Source organism: Streptomyces bambusae (assembly GCF_020532645.1).
GTDB lineage: Bacteria > Actinomycetota > Actinomycetes > Streptomycetales > Streptomycetaceae > Streptomyces > Streptomyces bambusae.
In genome coordinates this window covers 64360-89270 of record NZ_JAJAUZ010000016.1, presented here as the reverse complement: position 1 = coordinate 89270, position 24911 = coordinate 64360, and the positions used below count along the sequence as shown (strand labels likewise).

The following is a 24911-nucleotide window of genomic DNA, read 5'->3' as shown; positions in this document are numbered from 1 at the left end:
CTCGACCAGTGTGCGGCTGCCTCTCTGTCACCGCCGACTTACCAAACCGTCACCTCACGCGGCTCACGCGGGGGTCGCAGGAGGCACCGTGCTCACCGCGTTCGCCCGGGCGTTCAAGACACCCGACCTGCGCAAGAAGCTGCTGTTCACGCTCGGGATCATCGTGATCTACCGGCTCGGGTCGCAGATCCCGATTCCGGGCGTCAGCTACAAGAACGTCCAGATCTGCCTTGACCAGGCAGGCTCGGGGCAGGGCCTCATGGGCCTGATGCAGATGTTCAGCGGTGGTGCACTGCTCCAGATCACCATCTTCGCGCTCGGCATCATGCCGTACATCACGGCGAGCATCATCCTGCAGCTGCTGACCGTGGTCATCCCCCGGCTGGAGAACCTGAAGAAGGAAGGCCAGGCCGGCACCGCCAAGATCACGCAGTACACGCGTTATCTGACGGTCGCCCTCGCCATCCTGCAGGGCACCGGCCTCGTGGCGACGGCCAAGAGCGGCGCGCTGTTCCAGGGTTCCGGCTGCCCCGTGGCCAACCAGATCGTGCCGGACCAGTCGATCTTCACCATCATCGTGATGGTCCTCACCATGACCGCCGGCACCTGTGTCGTCATGTGGCTCGGTGAGCTGATCACCGACCGCGGCATCGGCAACGGCATGTCCATCCTCATGTTCATCTCGATCGCCGCCGGCTTCGTCGGCTCCCTGTGGGCCATCAAGCTCCAGGGCAAGATCGCGGACGGCTGGGTCGAGTTCGGTGTGGTGATCCTGGTCGGCCTCGCGATGGTGGCCCTCGTGGTCTTCGTCGAGCAGGCCCAGCGGCGGATCCCGGTCCAGTACGCGAAGCGCATGATCGGACGCCGCGCCTACGGGGGTACGTCGACGTACATCCCGCTCAAGGTGAACCAGGCGGGCGTGATCCCGGTCATCTTCGCCTCGTCGCTGCTCTACATCCCGGCGCTGATCGTCCAGTTCTCCGGCTCCACCTCGGGCTGGGCCGTCTGGATCCAGAAGTACTTCGTCAAGGGTGACCACCCGTACTACATCGCCGCCTACTTCCTCCTGATCGTGTTCTTCGCCTTCTTCTACGTGGCGATCTCGTTCAACCCGGAGGAAGTCGCCGACAACATGAAGAAGTATGGTGGGTTCATCCCGGGCATCCGGGCCGGTCGACCTACTGCCGAGTACCTGAGCTACGTGCTCAACCGGATCACCTGGCCGGGGTCGCTGTACCTGGGTCTCATCGCTCTTGTGCCGACAATGGCGTTGGCTGGCTTCGGCGCGAACCAGAACTTCCCCTTCGGCGGGACGAGCATCCTCATCATCGTGGGTGTGGGCCTGGAGACCGTGAAGCAGATCGAGAGCCAGCTCCAGCAGCGCAATTACGAAGGGTTCCTCCGCTGATGCGTATCGTCCTCGTCGGTCCTCCCGGGGCGGGCAAGGGAACGCAGGCCGCGTTCCTCGCCAAGAACCTGTCGATCCCGCACATCTCCACGGGCGACCTCTTCCGGGCCAACATCAGCCAGGGCACCGCGCTCGGCGTGGAGGCCAAGGGGTACATGGACCGCGGCGAGCTCGTCCCGGACGAGGTCACCATCGGGATGGCCAAGGACCGGATGGAGCAGTCCGACGCAGAGGGCGGCTTCCTGCTGGACGGCTTCCCGCGCAACGTCTCGCAGGCCGAGGCGCTCGACGTGATGCTCAAGGCCGCCGGCATGAAGCTGGACGCCGTCCTGGACCTGGAGGTCGAGGAGGACGAGGTCGTCAAGCGGATCGCGGGCCGCAGGATCTGCCGCAACGACTCCTCGCACGTCTTCCACGTGTCGTACGCCGCGCCGAAGACCGAGGGCGTCTGCGACAAGTGCGGCGGCGAGCTGTACCAGCGCGGCGACGACACCGAGGACACGGTCCGCAACCGGCTGGACGTCTACCACACCCAGACCGAGCCGATCATCGACTACTACAAGGCCCAGGGCCTCGTGGTGACGATCTCGGCGCTGGGCGAGGTCAACGAGATCACCCAGCGCGCGATGGACGCGCTGCAGAAGTAGTACCGCAGTACCCCCGTACGGCCGCGGTGTCCACTGGACGCCGCGGCCGTACTGTTGAGCAGAGACGTTCGTACGAGAGGCAGCAGGCATGGTCCAGATCAAGACCCCGGAGCAGATCGCGAAGATGCGCGAGGCGGGGCTGGTCGTCGCCGCCATCCACGCGGCGACCCGGGAGGCGGCCGTGCCCGGCGCCACCACGCTGGATCTGGACATGGTGGCCCGCAAGGTCATCGCCGACCACGGTGCCAAGTCGAACTTCCTCGGCTACGGCGGCTTCCCCGCGACGATCTGCACCTCCGTGAACGAGGTCGTCGTCCACGGCATCCCGGACGAGAAGACCGTCCTCAAGGACGGCGACATCATCTCGATCGACGCCGGCGCCATCATCGACGGCTGGCACGGCGACGCCGCGTTCACGGTCTTCGTGGGCACCGGGCACGCGCCGGAGCTCGTGGAGCTGTCGCGGGTGACCGAGGAGTCGATGTGGGCCGGCATCGCGGCCATGAAGCTCGGCAACCGCCTCGTGGACATCTCCAAGGCCATCGAGTCGTACATCAAGCGGCAGCCGCGCCCGGCGGTGGGCGAGCACAGCCGCGGCAAGTTCGGGATCATCGAGGACTACGGCGGCCACGGCATCGGTTCCGAGATGCACATGGACCCGCACCTGCTGAACTACGTCTCCCGCAAGCGCGGCAAGGGCATCAAGCTGGTCCCGGGCGTCTGCCTGGCCATCGAGCCGATGGTGAGCCTCGGCACCCCGCAGACCGAGGTGCTCGCCGACGACTGGACCGTCATCACGACGGACGGCACCTGGTCCTCGCACTGGGAGCACTCGATCGCCCTGACCGAAGAGGGCCCGATCGTGCTGACCGCCCCGGACTGCGGCAAGGCGAAGCTGGCCGAGTACGGAGTGACCACCGCGCCCGACCCACTGGGGTAGGACGCGGCTTAATGATCTACTCTGTGGGGCAAACTTTCCGGATTCGTCTTTCTGGGTGCCCTGACGTAGACTGACTCGTCGGCTCCTTTGCATCCGCATGTCCGCATGCGTGGGCGGGGAGTCGATCAAGGTAGCCGATTCGAAAGGCGAAGCGTGGCCAAGAAGCAAGGTGCCATCGAGATCGAGGGCACCGTGATCGAGTCCCTCCCGAACGCCATGTTCAAGGTGGAGCTCCAGAACGGTCACAAGGTCCTCGCGCACATCAGCGGAAAGATGCGGATGCACTACATCCGTATCCTCCCGGATGACCGGGTCGTCGTGGAGCTCTCTCCCTACGACCTGACGCGTGGCCGGATCGTCTACCGGTACAAGTAGATCTTGCCTGCACGCCCGCGCCTGCGCGGGTGGTGGCACTGACCCGGAGAACCTCACCCACATGAAGGTCAAGCCGAGCGTCAAGAAGATCTGCGACAAGTGCAAGGTGATCCGCCGTCACGGCCGGGTCATGGTCATCTGCGACAACCTGCGCCACAAGCAGCGCCAGGGCTGACGCACGCCGACCGACCTGCAATTTCGCAGTTCTTCGCGCGACGCAACACACGTAAATACGCAGAGCCCGCCCAGCCCGTAACCGGGCCGGCGGCACCTCCGGCGGGGGCCGGGGACCCGGTCTGTACCTCATACGGCGGACCGGGAGCGGCTTTGCGGAAGACCCCCGAGCACACAGGAGCCATTGAATGGCACGCGTTTCCGGTGTCGACATCCCGCGCGAAAAGCGCGTGGAGATCGCACTCACCTACGTCTTCGGTATCGGGCGCACCCGGTCCAAGGAGATCCTCGCCTCCACCGGCGTGAACCCGAACACCCGCGTTCGTGACCTGGCCGAAGAGGACCTCGTCAAGATCCGCGAGTACGTGGACGCCAACCTCCGCACCGAGGGTGACCTCCGCCGCGAGATCCAGGGCGACATCCGCCGCAAGATCGAGATCCAGTGCTACCAGGGCATCCGCCACCGTCGTGGCCTGCCCGTGCACGGTCAGCGCACCAGCACGAACGCCCGTACCCGCAAGGGCCCGCGTCGCGCCATCGCCGGTAAGAAGAAGCCGGGCAAGAAGTAGTCCTCAGCGGACACGCTTTCCAGCGGTCTTGCGCTGTAGGACCGACCACCTCCCTGTAGGAGTAAGAGATGCCCCCCAAGGGTCGTCAGGGCGCTGCCAAGAAGGTGCGCCGCAAGGAAAAGAAGAACGTCGCTCACGGCCACGCGCACATCAAGAGCACGTTCAACAACACGATCGTGTCCATCACGGACCCGACCGGCAACGTGATCTCCTGGGCCTCCGCCGGCCACGTCGGCTTCAAGGGCTCGCGCAAGTCCACCCCCTTCGCCGCGCAGATGGCCGCCGAGTCGGCCGCCCGCCGCGCGCAGGAGCACGGCATGCGCAAGGTCGACGTCTTCGTCAAGGGTCCCGGCTCCGGCCGTGAGACCGCGATCCGCTCCCTCCAGGCCACGGGCCTCGAGGTCGGTTCGATCCAGGACGTCACCCCCACCCCGCACAACGGCTGCCGTCCGCCGAAGCGCCGCCGCGTCTGACCCTCGGGTCGGACCAGCGCGTTTCGACGCACTGAGCTGAGTGTCCGGGCGGTACGGCCCCTCCGGGGGGCGTGCCGCCCGTACGCTTGCAGTACCGCGGCATCGCCACACGGCGTGCCGCACCCGTCGGGCGTCAAATAGTGGGCGTCCACGACTGAAGGAAAAGACATGCTTATCGCTCAGCGTCCTTCGCTGACCGAAGAGGTCGTCGACGAGTACCGCTCCCGGTTCGTGATCGAGCCGCTGGAGCCGGGCTTCGGCTACACCCTCGGCAACTCCCTGCGCCGTACCCTCCTGTCCTCGATCCCGGGTGCCGCTGTCACCAGCATCCGCATCGACGGCGTCCTGCACGAGTTCACCACCGTGCCCGGCGTCAAGGAGGACGTGACCGACCTCATCCTCAACATCAAGCAGCTGGTCGTCTCCTCGGAGCACGACGAGCCGGTCGTGATGTACCTGCGCAAGCAGGGTCCCGGCCTGGTCACCGCTGCCGACATCGCGCCCCCGGCCGGTGTCGAGGTGCACAACCCGGACCTCGTCCTCGCCACGCTGAACGGCAAGGGCAAGCTGGAGATGGAGCTGACCGTCGAGCGCGGTCGCGGCTACGTCTCCGCCGTCCAGAACAAGCAGCTGGGCCAGGAGATCGGCCGCATCCCGGTCGACTCCATCTACAGCCCGGTCCTCAAGGTCACCTACAAGGTCGAGGCGACCCGAGTCGAGCAGCGCACCGACTTCGACAAGCTGATCGTCGACGTCGAGACCAAGCAGGCCATGCGCCCGCGTGACGCCATGGCGTCCGCCGGCAAGACCCTGGTCGAGCTGTTCGGTCTGGCCCGCGAGCTCAACATCGACGCCGAGGGCATCGACATGGGCCCGTCCCCGACGGACGCCGCCCTGGCCGCCGACCTGGCGCTGCCGATCGAGGAGCTGGAGCTCACCGTTCGGTCGTACAACTGCCTCAAGCGTGAGGGCATCCACTCCGTGGGTGAGCTCGTCGCCCGCTCCGAGGCCGACCTGCTCGACATCCGCAACTTCGGTGCGAAGTCGATCGACGAGGTCAAGGCGAAGCTGGCCGGCATGGGCCTGGCCCTCAAGGACAGCCCGCCCGGATTCGACCCGACCGCCGCCGCCGACGCCTTCGGTGCGGACGACGACGCGGACGCCGGTTTCGTCGAGACCGAGCAGTACTGAGAGCTCGGGACCACGGTCTCGTAGACGTCTGCCGGCCGGCTCCGGCTGGCCGCGCAGTTCCCCGCGCCCCTCACGGGGCGCGGGGTCTCCGACAGGCGACCGCCTGCTCGGATACTGACCCCGGTACCTCGTACGGCCAGGGCAGACCCCAAGGAGAAACACCATGCCGCGTCCCACCAAGGGTGCCCGTCTGGGCGGCAGCGCCGCGCACGAGAAGCTGCTCCTCGCGAACCTCGCGAAGTCGCTCTTCGAGCACGGCCGCATCACCACGACCGAGGCCAAGGCCCGCCGCCTGCGTCCGGTCGCCGAGCGCCTGATCACCAAGGCGAAGAAGGGCGACATCCACAACCGTCGCCTGGTGCTGCAGACGATCACGGACAAGGGCGTCGTCCACACGCTCTTCACCGAGATCGCCCCGCGCTACTCCGAGCGCCCGGGTGGCTACACCCGCATCACCAAGATCGGCAACCGTCGTGGCGACAACGCCCCGATGGCCGTGATCGAGCTGGTCGAGGGCGAGATCGCCAAGAAGGCGACCGTCGCCGAGGCCGAGGCCGCCACCAAGCGCGCCGTCAAGGAGGCCGACGCGGCCGCCGAGACCCCCGCTGAGGAGACCAAGGAGGCCTGAGGCTTCTTTGGTGCCGTAAGGCCTTGAACGGGTCCGTCCCCTCGCGGGGGCGGGCCCGTTCTGCTTGTACTGAGAGGATGCAGGGGTGAGTGACGAGGTGGAGCCCGGCTTTGTCCGGGTGCGGCTGGACCTGTCGTACGACGGCAAGGACTTCTCCGGCTGGGCGAAGCAGCGGACGCGGCGGACCGTGCAGGGCGAGCTGGAGTCCGCTCTCCAGACCGTGATGCGGCTCAAGGAGCCGGTGGAGCTGACGGTGGCCGGCCGTACCGACGCCGGGGTGCACGCCCGCGGGCAGGTGGCGCACCTGGACCTGGCGGCCGAGGTGTGGGCCGAGCACCGGGACGTGCTGCTGCGGCGGCTCGCCGGGCGGCTGCCGCAGGACGTGCGGGTGTGGACGGTGGCCGAGGCGCCGGCCGGGTTCAACGCGCGGTTCTCGGCCGTCTGGCGGCGGTACGCGTACCGGGTGGGGGACCACCGGGCCGGGGTGGACCCGCTGCGCCGCGGGCACGTGCTGTGGCACGACCGGCCGCTGGACGTGGCCGCGATGAACGAGGCGGCGAAGGCGCTGCTCGGCGAGCACGACTTCGCCGCGTACTGCAAGAAGCGCGAGGGTGCGACGACGATCCGCACGCTCCAGCGGCTGAGCTGGGAGCGGGACGCCGAGGGCATCGTCACGGCGACCGTGCGGGCCGACGCGTTCTGCCACAACATGGTGCGCTCGCTGGTGGGCGCCCTGCTGCACGTCGGCGACGGGCACCGGCCGGTGGAGTGGCCGGGGCGGGTGCTGGCGGCCGGCGTACGGGACTCCGCGGTGCACGTGGTGCGGCCGCACGGGCTGACCCTCGAAGAGGTCGGCTACCCGGCGGACGAGCTGCTGGCCGCGCGCAGCAAGGAGGCGCGCAACATGCGGACGCTGCCGGGCGGGGCCACGGGCGCGGGCTGCTGCTGAGGCCCGGATCCGGCCGTCAGTGGCCGGCCGCGGCCTCGGCGAGGGTGCGGCCGCGCTTCACGATCCGCTGGAACGCGTACTCGGCGAGGTCGTCGCCCGCGGTCCCGACGGCCAGGTCCTGCTTCTTGGCCGCCTTGCCGGACTGGAAGCCGGACAGGGTGACGTACAGGAAGCGGCCGTAGGCGTGGACGGTGCGGAGGCAGGCCCTGGGCTTGGCGCACGCCTTCCGGCCCTTCGAGGGCTGGAGGGCGGTCACCGCGCCGGGCAGGCCGTCCTTGGCCTTCGCGGCCTGGTCGGTGGTGTCGAAGGCGGCGACGCCGACGGTGGTGGCGACGCCGTCGCGCTGGTAGGTGCCGCGGACCAGCTTGCGGCAGCCGTGCCGGGCGAGGACCTTCGCCACCGCCTCCGGGGCGGCCTTGCGGCAGTCGGTCTTGGTGTCACCGGCGGTCTGTGCGTACTTGCGGCCGCTGATCTCGGTGCTCTTGCCGGGGAAGAACTCCGTCGCGTTGAACGGCAGGCCGTCGCGCTTGGCGTCGGCGAGGTGGTCCAGCGGGTGCGGGCTCGCATCCGGGGCGGCGGAGAACACCGGCTCGGAGGCCGTCGGCCCGGCCCCGGGAGTGTCGGATGCGTCACGTCCGCCGGAGCGGCCGAGGTACAGCGCGCCGGCCACGACACCGGCGAGCACCACCGCGGTGAGCGCCGCGGCCCCCGCGCCGAGCAGCCGCCGGCGGCGCCTGCGGGCGGCGTGGGCGTCGGCCAGCGCCTCCCAGTCGGGCGTCTGCGGATGCTGCGGAAACGGTTCCTCCCCAAAACTCATGCCGGGCATCCTAGGCCGGGCGGGAGGAAACCCGCTTGGGTGTCCGTGGGGGCGACCGCGACAATGCGGGGCATGGGACATCTTGAGGCCGGGCACCTGGACTACTACCTGCCGGACGGTCGCGTGCTGCTGGCCGACGCCTCCTTCCGGGTGGGGGAGGGGTCCGTGGTGGCGCTGGTCGGCGCGAACGGAGCGGGCAAGACCACGCTCCTGCGGCTGATCTCCGGCGAGCTGCAGCCGCACGGCGGGCAGGTCACGGTGAGCGGCGGGCTGGGCGTGATGCCGCAGTTCGTGGGCTCGGTCCGGGACGAGCGCACCGTACGCGACCTGCTGGTTTCGGTGGCGCAGCCGCGGATCCGGGAGGCCGCGAAGGCGGTGGACCGGGCCGAGCACCTGATCATGACGGTCGACGACGAGGCCGCGCAGATGGCGTACGCGCAGGCGCTGAGCGACTGGGCCGACGTGCAGGGGTACGAGGCGGAGACGCTGTGGGACGTCTGCACGACGGCCGCGCTCGGAATCCCGTACGACAAGGCGCAGTTCCGCGAGGTGCGGACGCTGTCGGGCGGTGAGCAGAAGCGGCTGGTGCTGGAGGCGCTGCTGCGCGGGCCGGACGAGGTGCTGCTGCTCGACGAGCCGGACAACTACCTCGACGTGCCCGGCAAGCGGTGGCTGGAGGACCAGCTGAAGGCCACCCGCAAGACCGTGCTGTTCGTCTCCCACGACCGGGAGCTGCTGTCCCGGTCCGCCGAGAAGATCGTCAGCGTGGAGCCGGGGGTGGACGGCTCGGACGTGTGGGTGCACGGCGCCGGGTTCGCCACCTTCCACGAGGCCCGCAAGGAGCGCTTCGCCCGGTTCGAGGAGCTGAAGCGGCGCTGGGAGGAGAAGCACGCCCAGCTGAAGAAGCTGGTCGTCACGCTCCGGCAGGCGGCCGCGGTCAGCCACGAGCTGGCCTCCCGGTACGCGGCCGCGCAGACCCGGCTGAGGAAGTTCGAGGAGGCCGGCCCGCCGCCGGAGCCGCCGCGGGAGCAGGAGATCACGATGCGGCTGCGCGGCGGCCGTACCGGGGTGCGCGCGGTGACCGCGGAGCGGCTGGAGCTGACCGGCCTGATGAAGCCCTTCGACCTGGAGGTCTTCTACGGCGAGCGGGTGGCGGTGCTCGGCTCGAACGGGTCGGGCAAGTCGCACTTCCTGCGGCTGCTGGCCGGCGAGGACGTGTCGCACACGGGCAGCTGGAAGCTGGGCGCGCGGGTGGTGCCCGGCCACTTCGCGCAGACGCACGCGCATCCGGAGCTGTTCGGCCGGAGCCTCGTCGACATCCTGTGGACGGAGCACGCGAAGGACCGCGGCGGGGCGATGTCGGTGCTGCGCCGGTACGAGCTGGAGCGGCAGGGCGACCAGCCGTTCGAGAAGCTGTCGGGCGGCCAGCAGGCCCGGTTCCAGATCCTGCTGCTGGAGCTGTCGGGCACCACGGCGCTGCTGCTCGACGAGCCGACGGACAACCTGGACCTGGAGTCGGCGGAGGCCCTCCAGGACGGGCTGGAGGCGTACGAGGGCACGGTGCTGTGCGTGACGCACGACCGCTGGTTCGCGCGCTCCTTCGACCGCTACCTCGTCTTCGGCTCGGACGGTGTCGTACGCGAGACCCCGGAGCCGGTCTGGGACGAGCGCCGGGTCGAACGCAAGCGGTGACCCCGGGGCGCCCTAGTCTCTGACCCATGCGCTGGGAGACGAGGGGCGAGGGCGCCTTCTGGGCGTGGTTGCTGGGGCCCGCTCCGCGGCTCTGGCGGCCGGCCGCTGCGGGCGTGCTGGTGGCGGTGGCCGTGTCGGTTTCGGTGCGCACCGCCGCCGGGGGCATGGACAACGCCTTCGTGGTCCGGGCGGCGGACGCGCTGCTGGACGGCAGGTCCCCGTACGCCGACAAGCGCTTCCTGTACTTCCCGAGCGCGGTGCTCGTGGCCGTGCCGGAGGCGCTGGTGCCGGCGGGTGTCCGGCGGATCCTGGTTCCGCTGGGGACGTCGGCGCTGCCGGCCGTCGGCTGGTGGGCGGCGCTGCGGATCTTCTCGGTGCCGCTGCGCAGCCGGTTCGGGGTGCTGGGCCTCGCCGTACTGGCGCTCGCGTACGAGCCGTACGCCAATCTGGTGCTGCTGGGGAACTGGACCTCCTTCTCCGCCGCCGCCCTGCCGCTGGCCCTGCTGGCCGCGCACCGGGGGCGGTGGGTGCGGGCCGGGCTGATCGTCGGTGCGGCCGTCGCGGCGAAGCCGATGCTGGTGCCGGTGGCGCTGCTGTTCGTCTTCGCCCGCCGGTGGCGCGGGCTGGCCGCCGTGGTGCTGGTGCCGCTGGGGTCCTCGCTGCTGGGCGCGGCCCTGATGCCGCGGCCCTCGCTGTTCTTCACCAGGACGCTGCCGTTCCTGCTCCGGGGCCAGGACTCCTTCGCGCTGCCCTGGGACGCCTCGCCGGTCGCGGTCCTGCCGCGGCTCGGTGTGCCCCAGCCGGCGGCGGTGGCCGTCGCCGGGCTGCTGGCGGCTGCGGGGCTCTGGTGCGCGTGGCGGCGCTGGCGGCGCGCGGACGAGGGGCCCGAGCGGCTGGTGGAGACGGCCTGCATGGTGATGCTCGCCGCATTCCTGGTCTCGCGGCCGTCCTTCGACCACTACCTCCTGGTGGTGCTCCCGCTGCTGCTGGCCTCGGGGGTCCGGGACGGCTCGATGCCGCGCTCCCCTTGGTTCTGGCTGGCCCTGGTGCCCCAGACGGCGGGCGTTCCCTGGCCCTCGGAGTGGGAGGGAAGGAACCGGGCGTTCCGGGACATGGCGACGCTTTGCTCGCTCGCCGGTCTGCTGGCGGGTCGTGCGCTGCGCTCGCGTCGGGTTACTCTGGAGCCCGTAACAACTGCGGGGTCCCCACCCAGGACCGAACCGGAGTGCGCCGCGACGCCGGATCCATCGGCATCGCGGACCGCGTTTTGACCCGATTGGGTCCTCTTGGGTATCCTGCTGGTTTGTTATGCGTATGGGCTTTCTCATTCTCACGTGATTGGGCCTTGCGCCGGTCCACCGGACCGATGACCAGCAGTTCGAACCGTTCGCAAGGGTTGCGTCCCCGATGCGAACGAAGGCTGTCGTGATCGTCCGTGGTGACCCTGTCAGGACCCGTCCCGTGGGGCTAGCGCCCTCTGGGATGACCCACCACTGAAGAAGCGAAGGCATACGCGTGCGTACGTTCAGCCCCAAGCCCGGCGACATCTCGCGCCAGTGGCTCGTCATTGACGCCCAGGACGTCGTCCTCGGCCGTCTGGCGACCCAGGCCGCTGCCCTCCTGCGCGGCAAGCACAAGCCGACCTATGCGCCTCACATGGACATGGGCGACTTCGTCATCATCGTCAACGCCGACAAGGTCCACCTGTCCGGCAACAAGCGCGAGCAGAAGATGGCGTACCGCCACTCCGGCTTCCCGGGCGGTCTCCGCAGCGTCCGTTACGACGACCTGCTGACGAACAACCCGGAGAAGGCCGTCGAGAAGGCCGTCAAGGGCATGCTCCCGAAGAACTCCCTGGGCCGTCAGATGCTCTCGAAGCTGAAGGTCTACTCGGGCGACCAGCACCCCCACGCTGCCCAGCAGCCGGTGCCGTTCGAGATCACCCAGGTCGCGCAGTAATTCCGGCCACCCCCTAAGACGTAGAGAATTCTGAGGAGAATCGTGGCCGAGACCACCGTCGAGACCCCCATCGAGGGCGACGAGACCTACGACGCTGTGACCACCTTCGAGTCCGAGGCCCCGGAGGGTGACTACACCTCCGAGTCCCTCGCCTCGCGCTTCGGCGACCCGCAGCCGGCCGCCGGCCTGGGCCGTCGCAAGAACGCCATCGCCCGCGTCCGGATCGTTCCGGGCACCGGCAAGTGGAAGATCAACGGTCGCACCCTCGAGGACTACTTCCCGAACAAGGTGCACCAGCAGGAAGTCAACGAGCCCTTCAAGGTGCTCGAGCTTGACGGCCGCTACGACGTCATCGCCCGCATCGCGGGTGGCGGCGTCTCCGGTCAGGCCGGCGCTCTGCGCCTCGGCGTGGCCCGCGCCCTCAACGAGGCGGACGTGGAGAACAACCGCGGCCCGCTGAAGAAGGCCGGCTTCCTCTCCCGCGACGACCGTGCGGTCGAGCGCAAGAAGGCCGGTCTCAAGAAGGCCCGCAAGGCTCCGCAGTACAGCAAGCGCTAATCTCCGCCTGCTGCTCTGCACGAATCCGCCCCGGCGGCACACTCTGTGCTGCCGGGGCGGTTCGTTTATCGCCACAAGCGACGTATATCTGAAAGCACCAGAACTCGGTAACTCGGAGGACAACAGTGGGACGACTCTTCGGTACGGACGGTGTACGCGGCGTCGCGAACGCGGATCTGACGGCTGAGCTCGCTCTCGGCCTGTCCGTGGCGGCCGCACACGTGCTCGCCGAGGCGGGCACCTTCGAAGGGCACCGCCCGACCGCCGTGGTCGGCCGCGACCCCCGCGCCTCCGGCGAGTTCCTGGAAGCGGCCGTGGTGGCCGGCCTCGCGAGTGCCGGCGTGGACGTTCTGCGTGTCGGTGTGCTGCCCACCCCCGCGGTGGCGTATCTCACCGGTGTGCTGGGCGCCGACCTCGGCGTCATGCTCTCCGCGAGCCACAACGCCATGCCGGACAACGGCATCAAGTTCTTCGCCCGCGGCGGCCACAAGCTCGCCGACGACCTCGAGGACAAGATCGAGGCCGTCTACGAGGAGCACCGCACCGGTGCCCCCTGGGACCGCCCGACCGGCGCCGGCGTGGGCCGGGTCTCCGACTACACCGAGGGCTTCGAGAAGTACGTCGCCCACCTGATCGGCGCCCTGCCCAACCGCCTCGACGGCCTGAAGGTCGTCCTGGACGAGGCGCACGGCGCGGCCGCGTTCGTGTCCCCCGAGGCGTTCGCCCGGGCCGGGGCCGAGGTCGTCACCATCGGCGCCGAGCCGGACGGCCTGAACATCAACGACGGCTGCGGCTCCACCCACCTGGGCCTGCTCAAGGCGGCCGTCGTCGAGCACGGCGCCGACCTGGGCATCGCCCACGACGGCGACGCCGACCGCTGCCTGGCCGTGGACGCCTTCGGCAACGAGATCGACGGCGACCAGATCCTCACCGTGCTGGCGCTCGCCATGCGCGAGGCCGGCACCCTGCGCGGCGACACCGTCGTCGCGACCGTGATGTCGAACCTCGGTTTCAAGCTGGCCATGGAGGAGCGCGGCATCTCCCTCGTCCAGACCGGCGTCGGCGACCGCTACGTGCTGGAGTCGATGAAGGAGCACGGCTACGCCCTCGGCGGCGAGCAGTCCGGCCACGTGATCATCCTCGACCACGCGACCACCGGCGACGGCACCCTGACCGGTCTGATGCTCGCCGCCCGGGTGGCCGCGACCGGCAGCACCCTCGCCGAGCTGGCGGCCGTCATGAACCGGCTGCCGCAGATCCTGATCAACGTGCCGGACGTCGACAAGTCCCGCGTCACCACCTCCGGCGAGCTGGCCGCCGCCGTCGCCGAGGCCGAGCGGGAACTGGGCTCCACCGGCCGCGTCCTGCTGCGCCCGTCGGGCACCGAGCCGCTGGTCCGCGTGATGGTCGAGGCCGCCGACATCGAGCAGGCGCACGCCGTCGCCGGCCGCCTGGCCGACGCCGTCAAGTCCGCGCTCGGCTAGGCCGTCTCTTCCGGATCCTGCCTGACCCTCACTTCCGTGTGCCTCGTGGCGCACCCGGCCGCCGGCTCATCCGGCCCTGCTGGGTGCGCCACAGCAGTTTCCAGCCGACGAGGGTCAGGCAGCCGGCCAGGATGATGCCGAGCAGGTTCAGCATCAGCTGCTCGGCCGAGCCCCACATCTGCGCCAGGTCGCCGTAGCTGAGGGCGAGCGCCGCGTTGGCGGCGGCCGGGATCGTGGTCACCGAGATCGCCACGCCCACCAGCGCGCCGGCCTTCGCGGAGGTCAGCGACAGCACCCCGGCCACGCCGGCCAGCAGCGCCACCACGAACGAGAACGGGTCGGGCTGCCAGATGAAGCTGGTGTTCGGCCGCGCCGCGTCGAGCATCCCCGGCTCGAACATCCCGAGCGCGTCCATCACCAGGCTGAACACCGTGGTCCCCACGATCGCCGCGGCGAACCCGATCAGCAGGGCGACCAGCGAACGCAGCGCCAGCCGCGGCGCGCGCTGCACCAGTCCGGTGCAGATGCCGGCCAGTGGCCCGAACTCCGGGCCCACCGCCATCGCGCCCACGATCAGGATGGCGTTGTCGAGGGCCACACCGCAGGCCGCGATCATCGTGGCGACGATCATGAAGGCGGCGTAGGTGATGGTGAGGGTGGACTCCTCGTGGGTGGCCTCCGACAACTGCTCCCAGATCACCGCGTCGGCGGCCTCGCCGGGGGCCTCCTCCTCGGCCCGGTCGGCGCGTGCCGACAGGGACAGGTCGATGTTCTCGACCGCGACCGAGCCGTCCCGGTCGATGCCGAGCGCCCGCAGCTCGTTCAGGAGCTCGTCACCGGCCTCGCGGGCCACGTCGCACAGGACCAGGTCGCCGTGCGGCTCGCGGGCCGCCCCGGGCAGGACGGCCAGATGGGTGGTCCCGACCGTCGCGCCGATGGCCGCGAGGACGGCCTCGGTGCGATCGGCCGGACTGATGATCCGCAGGTGCAGCATGCCCGCACCCTAACCACACGGCCCTAGAGCTTGCGGAGGCTGAGCCGCTGCACCTTGTGGTCGGGCCCCTTGCGGATGATCAGGTTGGCGCGGCCGCGGGTGGGGGCCACGTTCTCCAGGAGGTTGGGGCGGTTGATGGTGCGCCACATCGTGCGGGCGTAGTCCATCGCCTCCTCCTCGGAGACCTGGGTGTACTTCCGGAAGTAGGAGAAAGGATTCTGGAACGCGGTCTCGCGGAGCTTGGCGAACCGGTTGAGGTACCAGCGCTCGATGTCCTCGGCCCGGGCGTCGACGTACACGCTGAAGTCGAAGAAGTCGGCGAGGCCGACCCGGGTGCGGCCGTCCTTGCCGGGCAGGGCCGGCTGGAGCACGTTCAGGCCCTCGACGATGAGGATGTCCGGGCGGCGCACGACCAGCCGCTCGCCGGGCACGATGTCGTAGATCAGGTGCGAGTAGACGGGCGCGGTGACCTCGTCCTTGCCCGCCTTGATGTCGGCCACGAACCGGGTCAGTGCGCGCCGGTCGTACGACTCGGGGAAGCCCTTGCGGGACGTCAGGCCGCGCTCGCGCAGCTCCTGCATCGGGTACAGGAACCCGTCGGTGGTGACCAGTTCGACGCGCGGGTGCTCGGGCCAGCGGGCGAGCAGGGCCTGGAGGAGGCGTGCGACGGTGGACTTGCCCACGGCCACGCTGCCGGCGACACCTATGACGAACGGGGTGCCGCGCTGGGCACCGTGCCCGTTCCCGGCGTCCCCGAGGAAGGTGTTGAGGGCGCCGCGCAGGTTGCTCGTCGCGCCGACGTACAGGTTGAGCAGGCGGGAGAGCGGCAGGTAGACGTCGCGGACCTCGTCGAGGTCGATGACGTCCCCGAGTCCCCGGAGGCGCTCGACCTCCTCGGCGGTCAGCGGCAGCGGGGTGCGCTCGCGCAGCGCGCTCCACTCGGCCCGGGTGAGGTCTACGTACGGCGACGCCTCGGTCCGGCGCCGGTCGGTTCCGCTTCGTGGCGGCGAAGTGATCACAACGCCATTGTCGTCGCCTGCGGGTGGTTGTGGGCCGTGGGGTCGGTCACGTGGCCCTGTGCGGGCCGGTCCGTGGCCGCGGTGTGGAGGGCCGGTGAAGGGCCGGGGGGTTGTGCTGATCTTGGTCTCGATTGGGGACTGGCCCGGTCTCACGCGCGCAACGATCTTGATATTGGGTGGAGGGCCCGGGCGCGCCGGCCGTAGGTTTTCTGTCGGCCCCGGTCGCCGGGGTCCTGCTGTTTTCGCTTTCTCACCGGGGGATCCTTCCGTGCGCTCTGCTTTTGTTCGCCGTGGTGCGATGACCGTCTCCGCCGTGTCGCTGGCCCTGCTCGTCTCGGCCTGCGGCTCCTCCGACAAGGCGGAGGAGAAGAAGGACGGCAAGGCCGCGGACAAGGGTGCCGCGAGCAGCGCGCCCGCCAAGGTCCTCACCGCCGCCGAGCTGGAGAAGGCGGCCGTCGAGCAGGCCGACCTGCCGGAGTACAAGGTCGAGAAGAACCCGTCGGGCAAGCTCGCCGCCGCCGGCAAGGCCGCCTCCGACAAGACCGAGTGCCAGGCGCTCGCCGACGCCGTCAGCGGGCCGCTGGGCAGCCCGGCCGCGAAGGTCATGCGCTCCGCCGTGCTGATCCCGGCCGAAGGCGGCAAGGCCCAGACCCCGGAGCAGAAGGCGCTGGCCGGCCTGAACGCGCTGAAGTCGCCCGCGACCCGCGTGGTCCTCGGCTCGTACGCGGGCGGCGCGGCGGCCGAGCAGCTCGCCGCCGTCAAGAAGGCGGGTACGGACTGCGCCGGCGGGTTCACCGTGACGCAGGACGGCGAGAAGTCGAAGATCACGAAGGTGGCGCCGCTGCCGCTCACCGCCGGCGAGGAGGCCACCGCCTTCGAAATCACCGTGGACGGCGAGGGCATGACGATCGTGTACAACGTCGCCGTGACCCGTCAGGGCGGCACGCTGTCCAGCTTCTTCACGTTCAGCCTCGGCGGTGCCGTCAAGGAGCTGCCGGCCAAGGTCATCGAGGCGCAGGCCAAGAAGCTCGGCTGACGCGCTTTCACCCGAACGGGCGGCAACCCCGCTCCGGCAGCCGTGCCGGGGCGGGGTTTTCGGCGTGTCCGCATCCCTTGCGGCCGGGCGGTACGGGCGTACCCTGCCGCCCATGTGCGGAATCGTGGGTTACGTAGGAGCGCAGTCTGCGCTCGATGTGGTCATCGCCGGGCTGAAGCGACTGGAGTACCGGGGCTACGACTCGGCCGGCGTGGCCGTGCTCGCGGACGGCGGACTCGCCGCCGCCAAGAAGGCCGGCAAACTCGTCAACCTCGAAAAGGAGCTGGTGGGACGGCCGTTGCCGACCGGCTCCACCGGGATCGGGCACACCCGCTGGGCCACCCACGGCGGGCCCACCGACGCCAACGCCCACCCCCACCTCGACAACGCGGGCCGGGTCGCCGTCGTCCACAACGGCATCATCGAGAACTTCGCGGCCCTGCGCGACGAACTGGCCGGGCGCGGGCACCGGCTGGACTCCGACACCGACACCGAGGTGGTCTCGCACCTGCTCGCCGAGGCGTTCTCCTCCACGGGGGACCTCGCCGAGGCCATGCGGCAGGTCTGCCGGCGCCTGGACGGCGCGTTCACCCTGGTGGCCGTACACGCCGACGAGCCGGACACGGTCGTCGGGGCCCGCCGGAACTCGCCGCTGGTGGTGGGCGTCGGCGAGGGCGAGGCGTTCCTCGCCTCCGACGTCGCCGCGTTCATCGCCCACACCCGGTCCGCGCTCGAACTCGGCCAGGACCAGGTCGTGGAGCTGCGCCGGGACGGGGTGACGGTCACCGACTTCTTCGGCGCGCCGGCCGAGGTGCGGGCCTACCACGTGGACTGGGACGCGTCGGCGGCCGAGAAGGGCGGCTACGACTACTTCATGCTGAAGGAGATCGCCGAGCAGCCCAAGGCGGTCGCCGACACGCTGCTCGGCCGGATCGACGGCAGCGGGCTGCTGACCCTCGACGAGGTCCGGATCCCCGACGCGGTGCTGCGCGAGGTCGACAAGGTCGTCATCGTGGCCTGCGGGACCGCGTACCACGCCGGGATGATCGCCAAGCTGGCCATCGAGCACTGGACGCGGATCCCCTGCGAGACCGAGCTGGCCAGCGAGTTCCGCTACCGCGACCCGATCCTCGACCAGCGCACCCTCGTCATCGCGATCTCGCAGTCCGGCGAGACGATGGACACCCTCATGGCGCTGCGGCACGCCCGCGAGCAGGGCGCCCGGGTGCTCGCGGTCTGCAACACGAACGGATCCACCATCCCGCGCGAGTCGGACGCCGTGCTCTACACGCACGCCGGTCCGGAGGTGGCGGTCGCCTCCACCAAGGCCTTCCTGACCCAGCTGGTCGCCTGCTACCTGGTGGCCCTCTACCTGGGGCAGGTCCGCGGCACCAAGTGGGGCGACGAGATCCTCGCGGTGATCCGCGAGCTGTCCGACATCGCGGCGGCCGTGGACGTGGTCCTGGAGACCATGGAGCCGGTGCGGGAGCTGGCGCGGTCCCTGGCGCACAAGGACACCGTGCTGTTCCTCGGCCGGCACGTGGGCTACCCGGTGGCCCTGGAGGGCGCGCTCAAGCTGAAGGAGCTCGCGTACATGCACGCCGAGGGGTTCGCGGCGGGCGAGCTGAAGCACGGGCCGATCGCGCTGATCGAGGACGACCTGCCCGTGGTGGTGGTCGTGCCGTCGCCGCGCGGCCGGTCGGTGCTGCACGACAAGATCGTGTCGAACATCCAGGAGATCCGGGCCCGCGGGGCGCGCACCATCGTGATCGCGGAGACCGGCGACGAGGCGGTGGTCCCGTACGCCGACCACCTGATCCGGATCCCGGCCACGCCCACCCTGCTCCAGCCGCTGGTGGCGACGGTGCCGTTGCAGGTGTTCGCGTGCGAGCTGGCCACGGCGCGCGGCAACGAGGTCGACCAGCCGCGTAACCTCGCGAAGTCGGTGACCGTGGAGTAGCCCGCGGGGCGTGGGCCGGCAGGCCGTGGACGAGCGAGGGGTGTCAGCGAAGTGATCATCGGAGTGGGTATCGACGTCGCCGAGATCGACCGGTTCGAGGCCGCGCTGGAGCGCACGCCCGGCATGGCGAAGCGGCTGTTCGTCGACGCCGAACTGCTCCTGCCGAGCGGCGAGCGGCGCGGTATCGCCTCGCTCGCCGCCCGGTTCGCGGCCAAGGAAGCGCTGGCGAAGGCGCTCGGCGCGCCGGCCGGGCTGCTGTGGACGGACGCCGAGGTGTACGTCGAGGACAGCGGGCAGCCGCGGCTGCGGGTGTCCGGCACGGTGGCGGACCGGGCGGCGGCGCTGGGCGTGCGGTCCTGGCACATCTCGCTGAGCCACGACGCCGGGGTGGCGTCGGCGGTGGTGATCGCGGAAGGCTGAGCGCATGCGTACTGCCCAGAGCGTGGAGACCGTACGGGCCGCCGAGGCCGAACTGATGGCGCAGCTGCCCGAGGGCGCCCTGATGCAGCGGGCCGCGGCCGGGCTGGCCGCCGCCTGCGCCGGGCTGCTCGGCCGGGTCTACGGGGCCCGGGTGGTGCTGCTCGTGGGGCCCGGGGACAACGGGGGCGACGCCCTGTACGCGGGGGCGCGGCTGGCCCGGCGGGGGGCCGGGGTGACGGCCGTGCCGATGGACCCGGACCGGATGCATCCGGGCGGGCTGCGGGCACTGCGGGCCGCCGGCGGGCGGGTGGGCGAACGGCTGCCGGCCGGCCGGGTGGACCTGGTGGTCGACGGGCTGCTGGGCATCGGGGGCCGCGGCGGGCTGCGGCCGGCGGCGGCGGAACTCGCCGCGCAGGCGGCGGCGGCCCGGGCGGCCGGGGCGCGGGTGGTCGCGGTGGACCTGCCGAGCGGGGTGGACGCGGACACCGGCGAGGCGGCCGGGCCGGTGGTGACGGCGGACGCGACGGTGGTGTTCGGCGCGTACAAGCCGGGGCTGCTGATCGACCCGGGGGCCGGGCACGCGGGGGCGCTGCGGCTGGTGGACATCGGGCTGTCGCTTCCGGAGCCGCCGGTGCTGGAGGCGTTGCAGCACGCGGACGTGGCGGCACGGCTGCCGGTGCCGTCTTCGGCGAGTGACAAGTACCGGCGCGGGGTGGTGGGGGTGGCCGCGGGGTCGGCCCGGTATCCCGGGGCGGCGGTGCTCGCGGTCGCGGGGGCGGTGCGCGGGGGTGCGGGGGCGGTGCGGTACGTGGGCACGGCCGGGGACGAGGTGCTGGCACGGTACCCCGAGGCACTGGTGCACGGGGGGCCGCCGGCGAAGGCGGGGCGGGTGCAGGCGTGGGTGGTCGGGCCGGGGCTGGGGGAGGGGCGCGGCGAGGTCGCGGAGCTGCTGGAGGCGGACGTACCGCTGCTGATCGATGCCGACGGGCTTCGGGGGCTGGATCCCTCGGCGCTGCGGGCGCGGTCGGCGCCGACGCTGCTGACGCCGCATGCGGGGGAGGCGGCGGCGCTGCTGGGGGTGCCGCGGGCGGAGGTCGAGGCGGGGCGGCTGTCCGCGGTGCGGGAGCTGGCGGGGCGGTTCGGGGCGACCGTGCTGCTGAAGGGGGCCACGACCTTGGTGTGCGGGGCGGGGGCGGGGGCGGTGCGGGTGAATGCGACGGGGTCTTCGTGGCTGGCCACCGCGGGCAGCGGGGACGTGCTGTCCGGTCTTGCGGGGGCTCTGCTAGCCGCGGGCCTGCCTGCGCTGGATGCCGGGTCCGTCGCGGCCTACCTGCACGGCCTGGCCGGCCGTCTTGCGGCCCGCGGGGCCCCTGCCACGGCGCACGAGGTCGCCCTCGCACTCCCCGCCGCCTGGCGCGAAACCTTCGCCGCCTGAGCCGGCGGGCGCTCCGCCCCCGGGGCTTCCGGCCCGTCCGGCGTTTGAGGACCGGGGGCCGGGGCGGAGCCCCGATCCTGGGCCTCGCCGGCGATCGAGGCGCGGGGTTCGGGGCGGAGCACCGGGGAGGGGACGGGGACTGAGAGACTGGGGGGGATGAACGAGACACCGCTGCCGCGCGTACGCGCCGAGATCGACCTGGCCGCCGTACGCCACAACGTACGCGCCCTGCGCGACCGCGCCCCCCGTTCGCAGCTCATGGCGGTGGTGAAGTCCGACGCCTACGGACACGGCGCGGTCCCGTGCGCCCGCGCCGCCCTCCAGGCCGGCGCCCGATGGCTCGGCACCGCCACCCCCGAAGAGGCCTTCGCCCTCCGGGACGCCGGCATCGACGCCCGCATCATGTGCTGGCTGTGGACCCCCGGCGGCCCCTGGCGCCGCGCCGTCGACGAGGGCATCGACGTCGGCATCAGCGGCATGTGGGCCCTCGACGAGGTACGCGCCGCGGCCCGGGCCGCCGGCCGCCCCGCCCGCATCCAGCTCAAGGCCGACACCGGCCTCGGCCGCAACGGCTGCCAGCCCGCCGACTGGCCCGCCCTGGTCGGCGCGGCCGTCGCCGCCCAGGCCGAGGGCACCGTGCAGGTCACCGGCCTGTGGTCGCACTTCGCCTGCGCCGACGAGCCCGGCCACCCCTCCATCGCCGCGCAGCTCGCCGTCTTCCGCGAGATGACCGGCTACGCCGAGAAGGAGGGCCTGGACCCCGAGGTCCGGCACATCGCCAACACCCCGGCCACCCTCACCCTCCCCGAGACCCACTTCGACCTCGTCCGCACCGGCATCGGCATCTACGGCGTCTCCCCGGCCCCCGAACTCGGCACCCCCGCCCAGCTCGGCCTGCGCCCCGCGATGACGCTCCGCGCCGCGGTCGCTCTGGTCAAGGAAGTGCCGCCGGGCCACGGCGTCAGCTACGGCCACCACTACGTGACGGACGCCGCCACCGGCCTCGCCCTGATCCCCGCCGGCTACGCGGACGGCATCCCCCGGCACGCCTCCGGCCGCGGCCCGGTCCTCGTCGGCGGCAAGGTCCGCACGGTGGCCGGCCGGGTCGCCATGGACCAGTTCGTCGTCGACATCGGCACCGACCCGGTCCGCACCGGCGACGAGGCCGTGCTGTTCGGCCCCGGCGACGCCGGCGAGCCCACCGCCGAGGACTGGGCGCAGGCCGCCGGCACCATCGCGTACGAGATCGTGACCCGCATCGGCAGCCGGGTGCCCCGCGTCCACCTGAACGCGTGACGCCCGTACCGCCGGTCCCGTACCGTCCGGCCGGGCCCCGTACGTGACACCCGACCCCGCAGCGAGTGAGGTGCCGTGAGCGAGAACTGGCGCAAGGCCGGCTGGGCCGGTGCCGCGATCGGCGTCCTCGCCGCCGGCGCGGCCGCGGGCGTCGCGGTGGAACGCGTCACCGTGGGCCGCGGCATACGCAAGAAGGCCCGCCTCGCCCTCGACGCGGCCGGCCCGTACGGCTCGCTGCGCGGCACCCCGGGGACCGTCCGCGCCGACGACGGCACCGAGCTGTACTACGAGGTGGACGAGCCGGAGCGGCCCCTGGTCGCCCCCGGCAAGCGGCCCCGGCTGCGCCGCGCCCCCGAGCCCGTCGTCCCCACCGTGGTCTTCTGCCACGGCTACTGCCTCTCCCAGGACTCCTGGCACTTCCAGCGGGCCGCGCTGCGCGGCGCCGTCCGGGCCGTCTACTGGGACCAGCGCAGCCACGGCCGCTCCGGCCGCGGCCTGGCGCAGGCCGACGGCGAGCCCGTCACCATCGAGCGCCTCGGCCGCGACCTGAAGGCCGTCCTCGACGCCGCCGCCCCCGAGGGCCCGCTGATCCTCGTCGGCCATTCCATGGGCGGCATGACGATCATGGCCCTGGGTGCGATCGACCCGGCCCTGGTCCGGGACCGGGTGGCCGGCGCGGCCTTCATCGGCACGTCGAGCGGCCGGCTCGGCGAGGTCACGTACGGGCTGCCGGCCGCCGGGATGGGCCTGGTGCGCCGGGTGCTGCCGGGGGTGCTGCGGGCGCTGGGCTCCGAGGCGGAGCTGGTCGAGCGCGGCCGCCGGGCCACCGCGGACCTGTTCGCGGGCATGGTCAAGCGCTACTCGTTCGGGTCGAGGGACGTGGACCCGGGGGTGGCCCGGTTCGCGGAGCGGCTGATCGAGGCCACCCCGATCGACGTGGTCGCCGAGTTCTACCCGGCGTTCGAGCAGCACGACAAGACCGCCGAGCTGGCCGTGTTCGCGCAGCTGCCGACCCTGGTGGTGGCCGGCGGCAGGGACCTGATCACCCCGGCCGCGCACGGCGTGACCATCGCCGAGCAGCTGCCGGACGCCGACCTCCTCGTGCTGCCGGACGCCGGGCACCTGCTGATGCTGGAGCGTCCCGAGGAGGTCAACGGGCGGCTGGCGGACCTCCTCGGGCGCGCCGGGGCGGGAGCGGCAGCGGCTACCGTTGGCCGGTATGGAAGCAGCACCGCACACCCGGCCCCTTGAGGCCGACGCGCAGAGCCCCGCGAGCACCACGCAGATCACCGTCGACTCCCCGCAGCGGATGCAGGACCTCGGGCGGAGGATCGCCGGGCTGCTGCGTGCGGGCGACCTCGTCCTGCTGACCGGCGAGCTGGGCGCCGGCAAGACGACCCTGACCCGCGGCCTCGGCGAGGGCCTGGGCGTCCGCGGCGCCGTCACCTCGCCGACGTTCGTCATCGCCCGCGTGCACCCCTCGCTGGTGGACGGCCCGCCGCTGGTGCACGTGGACGCGTACCGGCTCGGCGGCGGCCTCGACGAGATGGAGGACCTGGACCTCGACGTCTCGCTGCCGGACTCGGTCGTCGTCGTGGAGTGGGGCGATGGCAAGGTCGAGGAGCTGTCCGAGGACCGGCTGCACGTGGTGATCTCGCGGGCGGTCGGGCACGAGGAGGTGCTCGACGACGTGCGCACGGTCGAGGTCCGCGGGCTCGGCGGGCGCTGGGCGGACGCCGGCCTGGCGGAGCTCCGGATTCCGTAGGGTCCGCCGGCTCCGGCACCTGGTTCCGACAAGTTGTCGGCAAGCTGTTGCGCCGGCGGCGCGGGACGTGGTCACATGGTAGCGAGACCTGGTTAGGTCTACCTAAGTACGGCTTCCCGGGCCAGGAGGTTGCCATGCCGGCACCAGAGCGCGCTGAAGTCCCCGCCGCCCCCGCGGCCCCGCCCGTGCGTCCGGCGGCCGGCCCGTCCGGCCTCGCAGGACTCTCTGCGGTCTCCGTCCGCGACCTGCTGGCCTCGTGCGCCGCGGCCACCGCGGTCTCCACCCCGCCGCGGGCCGCCGCCCGCACCCTGCCCGCCGAGGACGGGACCCCGGGCGCCGAGGCGGCATGACACGGCCCCGGCCCACACGGGCCGGGGGAGGGCGCCTGACGTCACGTCACGCGCGGTCCGTCACCCGTACGGGTCGTTTCGGAGCCGGGCCGGGACGGCAGGGGCGGCAGGGACGGCCGGGGCGGGAGGCTCCGGGCGGCGCCCCGCTACGGGACGACGACGATCTTCGAGTTGATCGTCGCGAAGGTCCACATCGCGTCGCCGTCGGCGCGCGTCATGCGGATGCCGCCGGTCTTCTTCCTCGTGTCGGGCTCCGGCATCGAGCCGTCCGCGCGGGCGCTGAACCCGATGGTCACGCCCTTGACGCTGGTGAACCGGACCACGTGCTCGATCGGCACCCCGTCCGAGCCGGTGGTCCGCCCGGTGCGCGAGCCGACCAGGTACGAGCCGGGCTCCGGGCTCACCGTGCTGGGCACCACGGCGAACGTACGGGTCTTCTTGCCCGCCCCGCCGATCAGCCAGACCTGCTTGGCGCTGAGCGAGTACACGACGCGCACGCCGGTGCCCGAGTTCGCAGGAACCTGCGGGACCTGCCCCTTCGCGGGCTTCCCGGCCGGGACGCGGGGGACGGACTGCGCCGGCGGCTGCGCCTCGGCCGGCCGCTCGGGGGCGCTCGCCGACGCCTGGTAGGCGAGGAAGCCCACCACGCCGAGGGCCGCGGCGGTAAGCCCGGCCACGATTCCCGAGCTGTTGCGTCCCACCTTGTTTCCCGCCTCTCGCGTCGCCCTCCGCCGGTCCCCTGGGACCCGCTGGGCTGACGGTAGCAGCCGGG

Annotated in this window: 27 protein-coding genes; 23 read left to right on the top strand and 4 right to left on the bottom strand. The window is 71.7% G+C overall.

Annotated features, from left to right (window positions below):
• Positions 1-88 precede the first annotated feature (88 nt).
• The 10 genes from secY to truA all read left to right on the top strand — a co-directional run bounded on the left by secY (position 89) and on the right by truA (position 7354).
• The gene (secY, locus tag LG634_RS13980; protein ID WP_226734100.1) at positions 89-1408 is read left to right on the top strand and encodes a preprotein translocase subunit SecY; all 1320 of its coding nucleotides are present in this window, start codon (positions 89-91) and stop codon (positions 1406-1408) included.
• On the top strand, positions 1408-2055 hold the full coding sequence (locus tag LG634_RS13975; protein ID WP_226734099.1) for an adenylate kinase: 648 nt from the start codon (positions 1408-1410) through the stop codon (positions 2053-2055). Before secY ends, LG634_RS13975 begins: the two co-directional genes overlap by 1 nt.
• An 88-nt stretch (positions 2056-2143) precedes the next feature.
• Positions 2144-2995, top strand: a complete 852-nt coding sequence (gene map, locus LG634_RS13970; protein WP_226734098.1) for a type I methionyl aminopeptidase — start codon at positions 2144-2146, stop codon at positions 2993-2995.
• 153 nt (positions 2996-3148) lie between these two features.
• The gene (gene infA / locus LG634_RS13965; RefSeq protein ID WP_003956442.1) at positions 3149-3370 is read left to right on the top strand and encodes a translation initiation factor IF-1; all 222 of its coding nucleotides are present in this window, start codon (positions 3149-3151) and stop codon (positions 3368-3370) included.
• 61 nt (positions 3371-3431) lie between these two features.
• Positions 3432-3545: a 50S ribosomal protein L36 gene (rpmJ, locus tag LG634_RS13960; protein ID WP_003956441.1), complete on the top strand. Its 114-nt coding sequence runs from the start codon at positions 3432-3434 to the stop codon at positions 3543-3545.
• 187 nt (positions 3546-3732) lie between these two features.
• Positions 3733-4113 carry a 30S ribosomal protein S13 gene (gene rpsM / locus LG634_RS13955; RefSeq protein WP_007265919.1) on the top strand — a complete coding sequence of 127 codons (381 nt, stop codon included), beginning with the start codon at positions 3733-3735 and terminating at the stop codon, positions 4111-4113.
• A 68-nt stretch (positions 4114-4181) separates the two neighbouring features.
• A complete protein-coding gene (gene rpsK, locus LG634_RS13950; RefSeq protein WP_003948617.1) occupies positions 4182-4586 on the top strand; it encodes a 30S ribosomal protein S11 in 405 nt (134 codons plus the stop codon).
• A 168-nt stretch (positions 4587-4754) separates the two neighbouring features.
• Positions 4755-5777, top strand: coding sequence for a DNA-directed RNA polymerase subunit alpha (locus tag LG634_RS13945; RefSeq protein WP_010473911.1), 1023 nt, complete (start codon positions 4755-4757; stop codon positions 5775-5777).
• A gap of 163 nt (positions 5778-5940) precedes the next feature.
• A complete protein-coding gene (rplQ, locus tag LG634_RS13940) occupies positions 5941-6405 on the top strand; it encodes a 50S ribosomal protein L17 (RefSeq protein WP_226734097.1) in 465 nt (154 codons plus the stop codon).
• An 85-nt stretch (positions 6406-6490) separates the two neighbouring features.
• Positions 6491-7354: a tRNA pseudouridine(38-40) synthase TruA gene (truA, locus tag LG634_RS13935; RefSeq protein ID WP_226734096.1), complete on the top strand. Its 864-nt coding sequence runs from the start codon at positions 6491-6493 to the stop codon at positions 7352-7354.
• 16 nt (positions 7355-7370) lie between these two features.
• Here truA and LG634_RS13930 read toward each other — a convergent pair whose 3' ends face one another.
• Complete coding sequence (locus LG634_RS13930) at positions 7371-8171, bottom strand: hypothetical protein (protein WP_226734095.1); 801 nt, start codon at positions 8169-8171, stop codon at positions 7371-7373.
• Positions 8172-8234: 63 nt separating this feature from the next.
• Between LG634_RS13930 and LG634_RS13925 the strand changes: the two genes are divergently transcribed.
• The 5 genes from LG634_RS13925 (at position 8235) to glmM (ending at position 13864) form a co-directional block, all read left to right on the top strand.
• Positions 8235-9863, top strand: a complete 1629-nt coding sequence (locus LG634_RS13925) for an ABC-F family ATP-binding cassette domain-containing protein (protein WP_226734148.1) — start codon at positions 8235-8237, stop codon at positions 9861-9863.
• A 26-nt stretch (positions 9864-9889) separates the two neighbouring features.
• Positions 9890-11134: a glycosyltransferase family 87 protein gene (locus tag LG634_RS13920; protein ID WP_226734094.1), complete on the top strand. Its 1245-nt coding sequence runs from the start codon at positions 9890-9892 to the stop codon at positions 11132-11134.
• Between the two features lie 244 nt (positions 11135-11378).
• The gene (gene rplM, locus LG634_RS13915; protein WP_226734093.1) at positions 11379-11822 is read left to right on the top strand and encodes a 50S ribosomal protein L13; all 444 of its coding nucleotides are present in this window, start codon (positions 11379-11381) and stop codon (positions 11820-11822) included.
• A 42-nt stretch (positions 11823-11864) separates the two neighbouring features.
• The gene (gene rpsI / locus LG634_RS13910; RefSeq protein WP_226734092.1) at positions 11865-12380 is read left to right on the top strand and encodes a 30S ribosomal protein S9; all 516 of its coding nucleotides are present in this window, start codon (positions 11865-11867) and stop codon (positions 12378-12380) included.
• 125 nt (positions 12381-12505) lie between these two features.
• Entirely contained in the window at positions 12506-13864 is a 1359-nt protein-coding gene (gene glmM, locus LG634_RS13905; protein ID WP_226734091.1) for a phosphoglucosamine mutase, read from the top strand.
• Between the two features lie 28 nt (positions 13865-13892).
• On the opposite strand, the gene LG634_RS13900 is transcribed toward glmM, so the two are convergent.
• On the bottom strand, positions 13893-14858 hold the full coding sequence (locus LG634_RS13900) for a DUF389 domain-containing protein (protein WP_226734090.1): 966 nt from the start codon (positions 14856-14858) through the stop codon (positions 13893-13895).
• Between the two features lie 23 nt (positions 14859-14881).
• Positions 14882-15877 carry a type I pantothenate kinase gene (coaA, locus tag LG634_RS13895; protein ID WP_226734089.1) on the bottom strand — a complete coding sequence of 332 codons (996 nt, stop codon included), beginning with the start codon at positions 15875-15877 and terminating at the stop codon, positions 14882-14884.
• Positions 15878-16175: 298 nt separating this feature from the next.
• On the opposite strand from coaA, the gene LG634_RS13890 reads away from it, so the two are divergent.
• The 8 genes from LG634_RS13890 to LG634_RS13855 all read left to right on the top strand — a co-directional run bounded on the left by LG634_RS13890 (position 16176) and on the right by LG634_RS13855 (position 24139).
• On the top strand, positions 16176-16913 hold the full coding sequence (locus LG634_RS13890; protein WP_226734088.1) for a hypothetical protein: 738 nt from the start codon (positions 16176-16178) through the stop codon (positions 16911-16913).
• 112 nt (positions 16914-17025) lie between these two features.
• Positions 17026-18873, top strand: coding sequence for a glutamine--fructose-6-phosphate transaminase (isomerizing) (glmS, locus tag LG634_RS13885; RefSeq protein ID WP_226734087.1), 1848 nt, complete (start codon positions 17026-17028; stop codon positions 18871-18873).
• Positions 18874-18924: 51 nt separating this feature from the next.
• The gene (locus LG634_RS13880; protein WP_226734086.1) at positions 18925-19293 is read left to right on the top strand and encodes a holo-ACP synthase; all 369 of its coding nucleotides are present in this window, start codon (positions 18925-18927) and stop codon (positions 19291-19293) included.
• A gap of 4 nt (positions 19294-19297) precedes the next feature.
• On the top strand, positions 19298-20728 hold the full coding sequence (locus tag LG634_RS13875; RefSeq protein WP_226734085.1) for an NAD(P)H-hydrate dehydratase: 1431 nt from the start codon (positions 19298-19300) through the stop codon (positions 20726-20728).
• A 156-nt stretch (positions 20729-20884) separates the two neighbouring features.
• Positions 20885-22024, top strand: coding sequence for an alanine racemase (gene alr, locus LG634_RS13870; RefSeq protein WP_226734084.1), 1140 nt, complete (start codon positions 20885-20887; stop codon positions 22022-22024).
• 75 nt (positions 22025-22099) lie between these two features.
• On the top strand, positions 22100-23275 hold the full coding sequence (locus tag LG634_RS13865) for an alpha/beta fold hydrolase (protein ID WP_226734083.1): 1176 nt from the start codon (positions 22100-22102) through the stop codon (positions 23273-23275).
• Positions 23244-23789: a tRNA (adenosine(37)-N6)-threonylcarbamoyltransferase complex ATPase subunit type 1 TsaE gene (gene tsaE, locus LG634_RS13860; protein ID WP_264203094.1), complete on the top strand. Its 546-nt coding sequence runs from the start codon at positions 23244-23246 to the stop codon at positions 23787-23789. Before LG634_RS13865 ends, tsaE begins: the two co-directional genes overlap by 32 nt.
• Positions 23790-23923: 134 nt before the next feature.
• Complete coding sequence (locus LG634_RS13855; RefSeq protein WP_226734082.1) at positions 23924-24139, top strand: hypothetical protein; 216 nt, start codon at positions 23924-23926, stop codon at positions 24137-24139.
• Positions 24140-24285: 146 nt separating this feature from the next.
• Here the strand turns inward: LG634_RS13855 and LG634_RS13850 are convergent, their stop codons facing one another.
• Positions 24286-24840, bottom strand: a complete 555-nt coding sequence (locus LG634_RS13850) for a hypothetical protein (protein WP_226734081.1) — start codon at positions 24838-24840, stop codon at positions 24286-24288.
• Positions 24841-24911 lie beyond the last annotated feature (71 nt).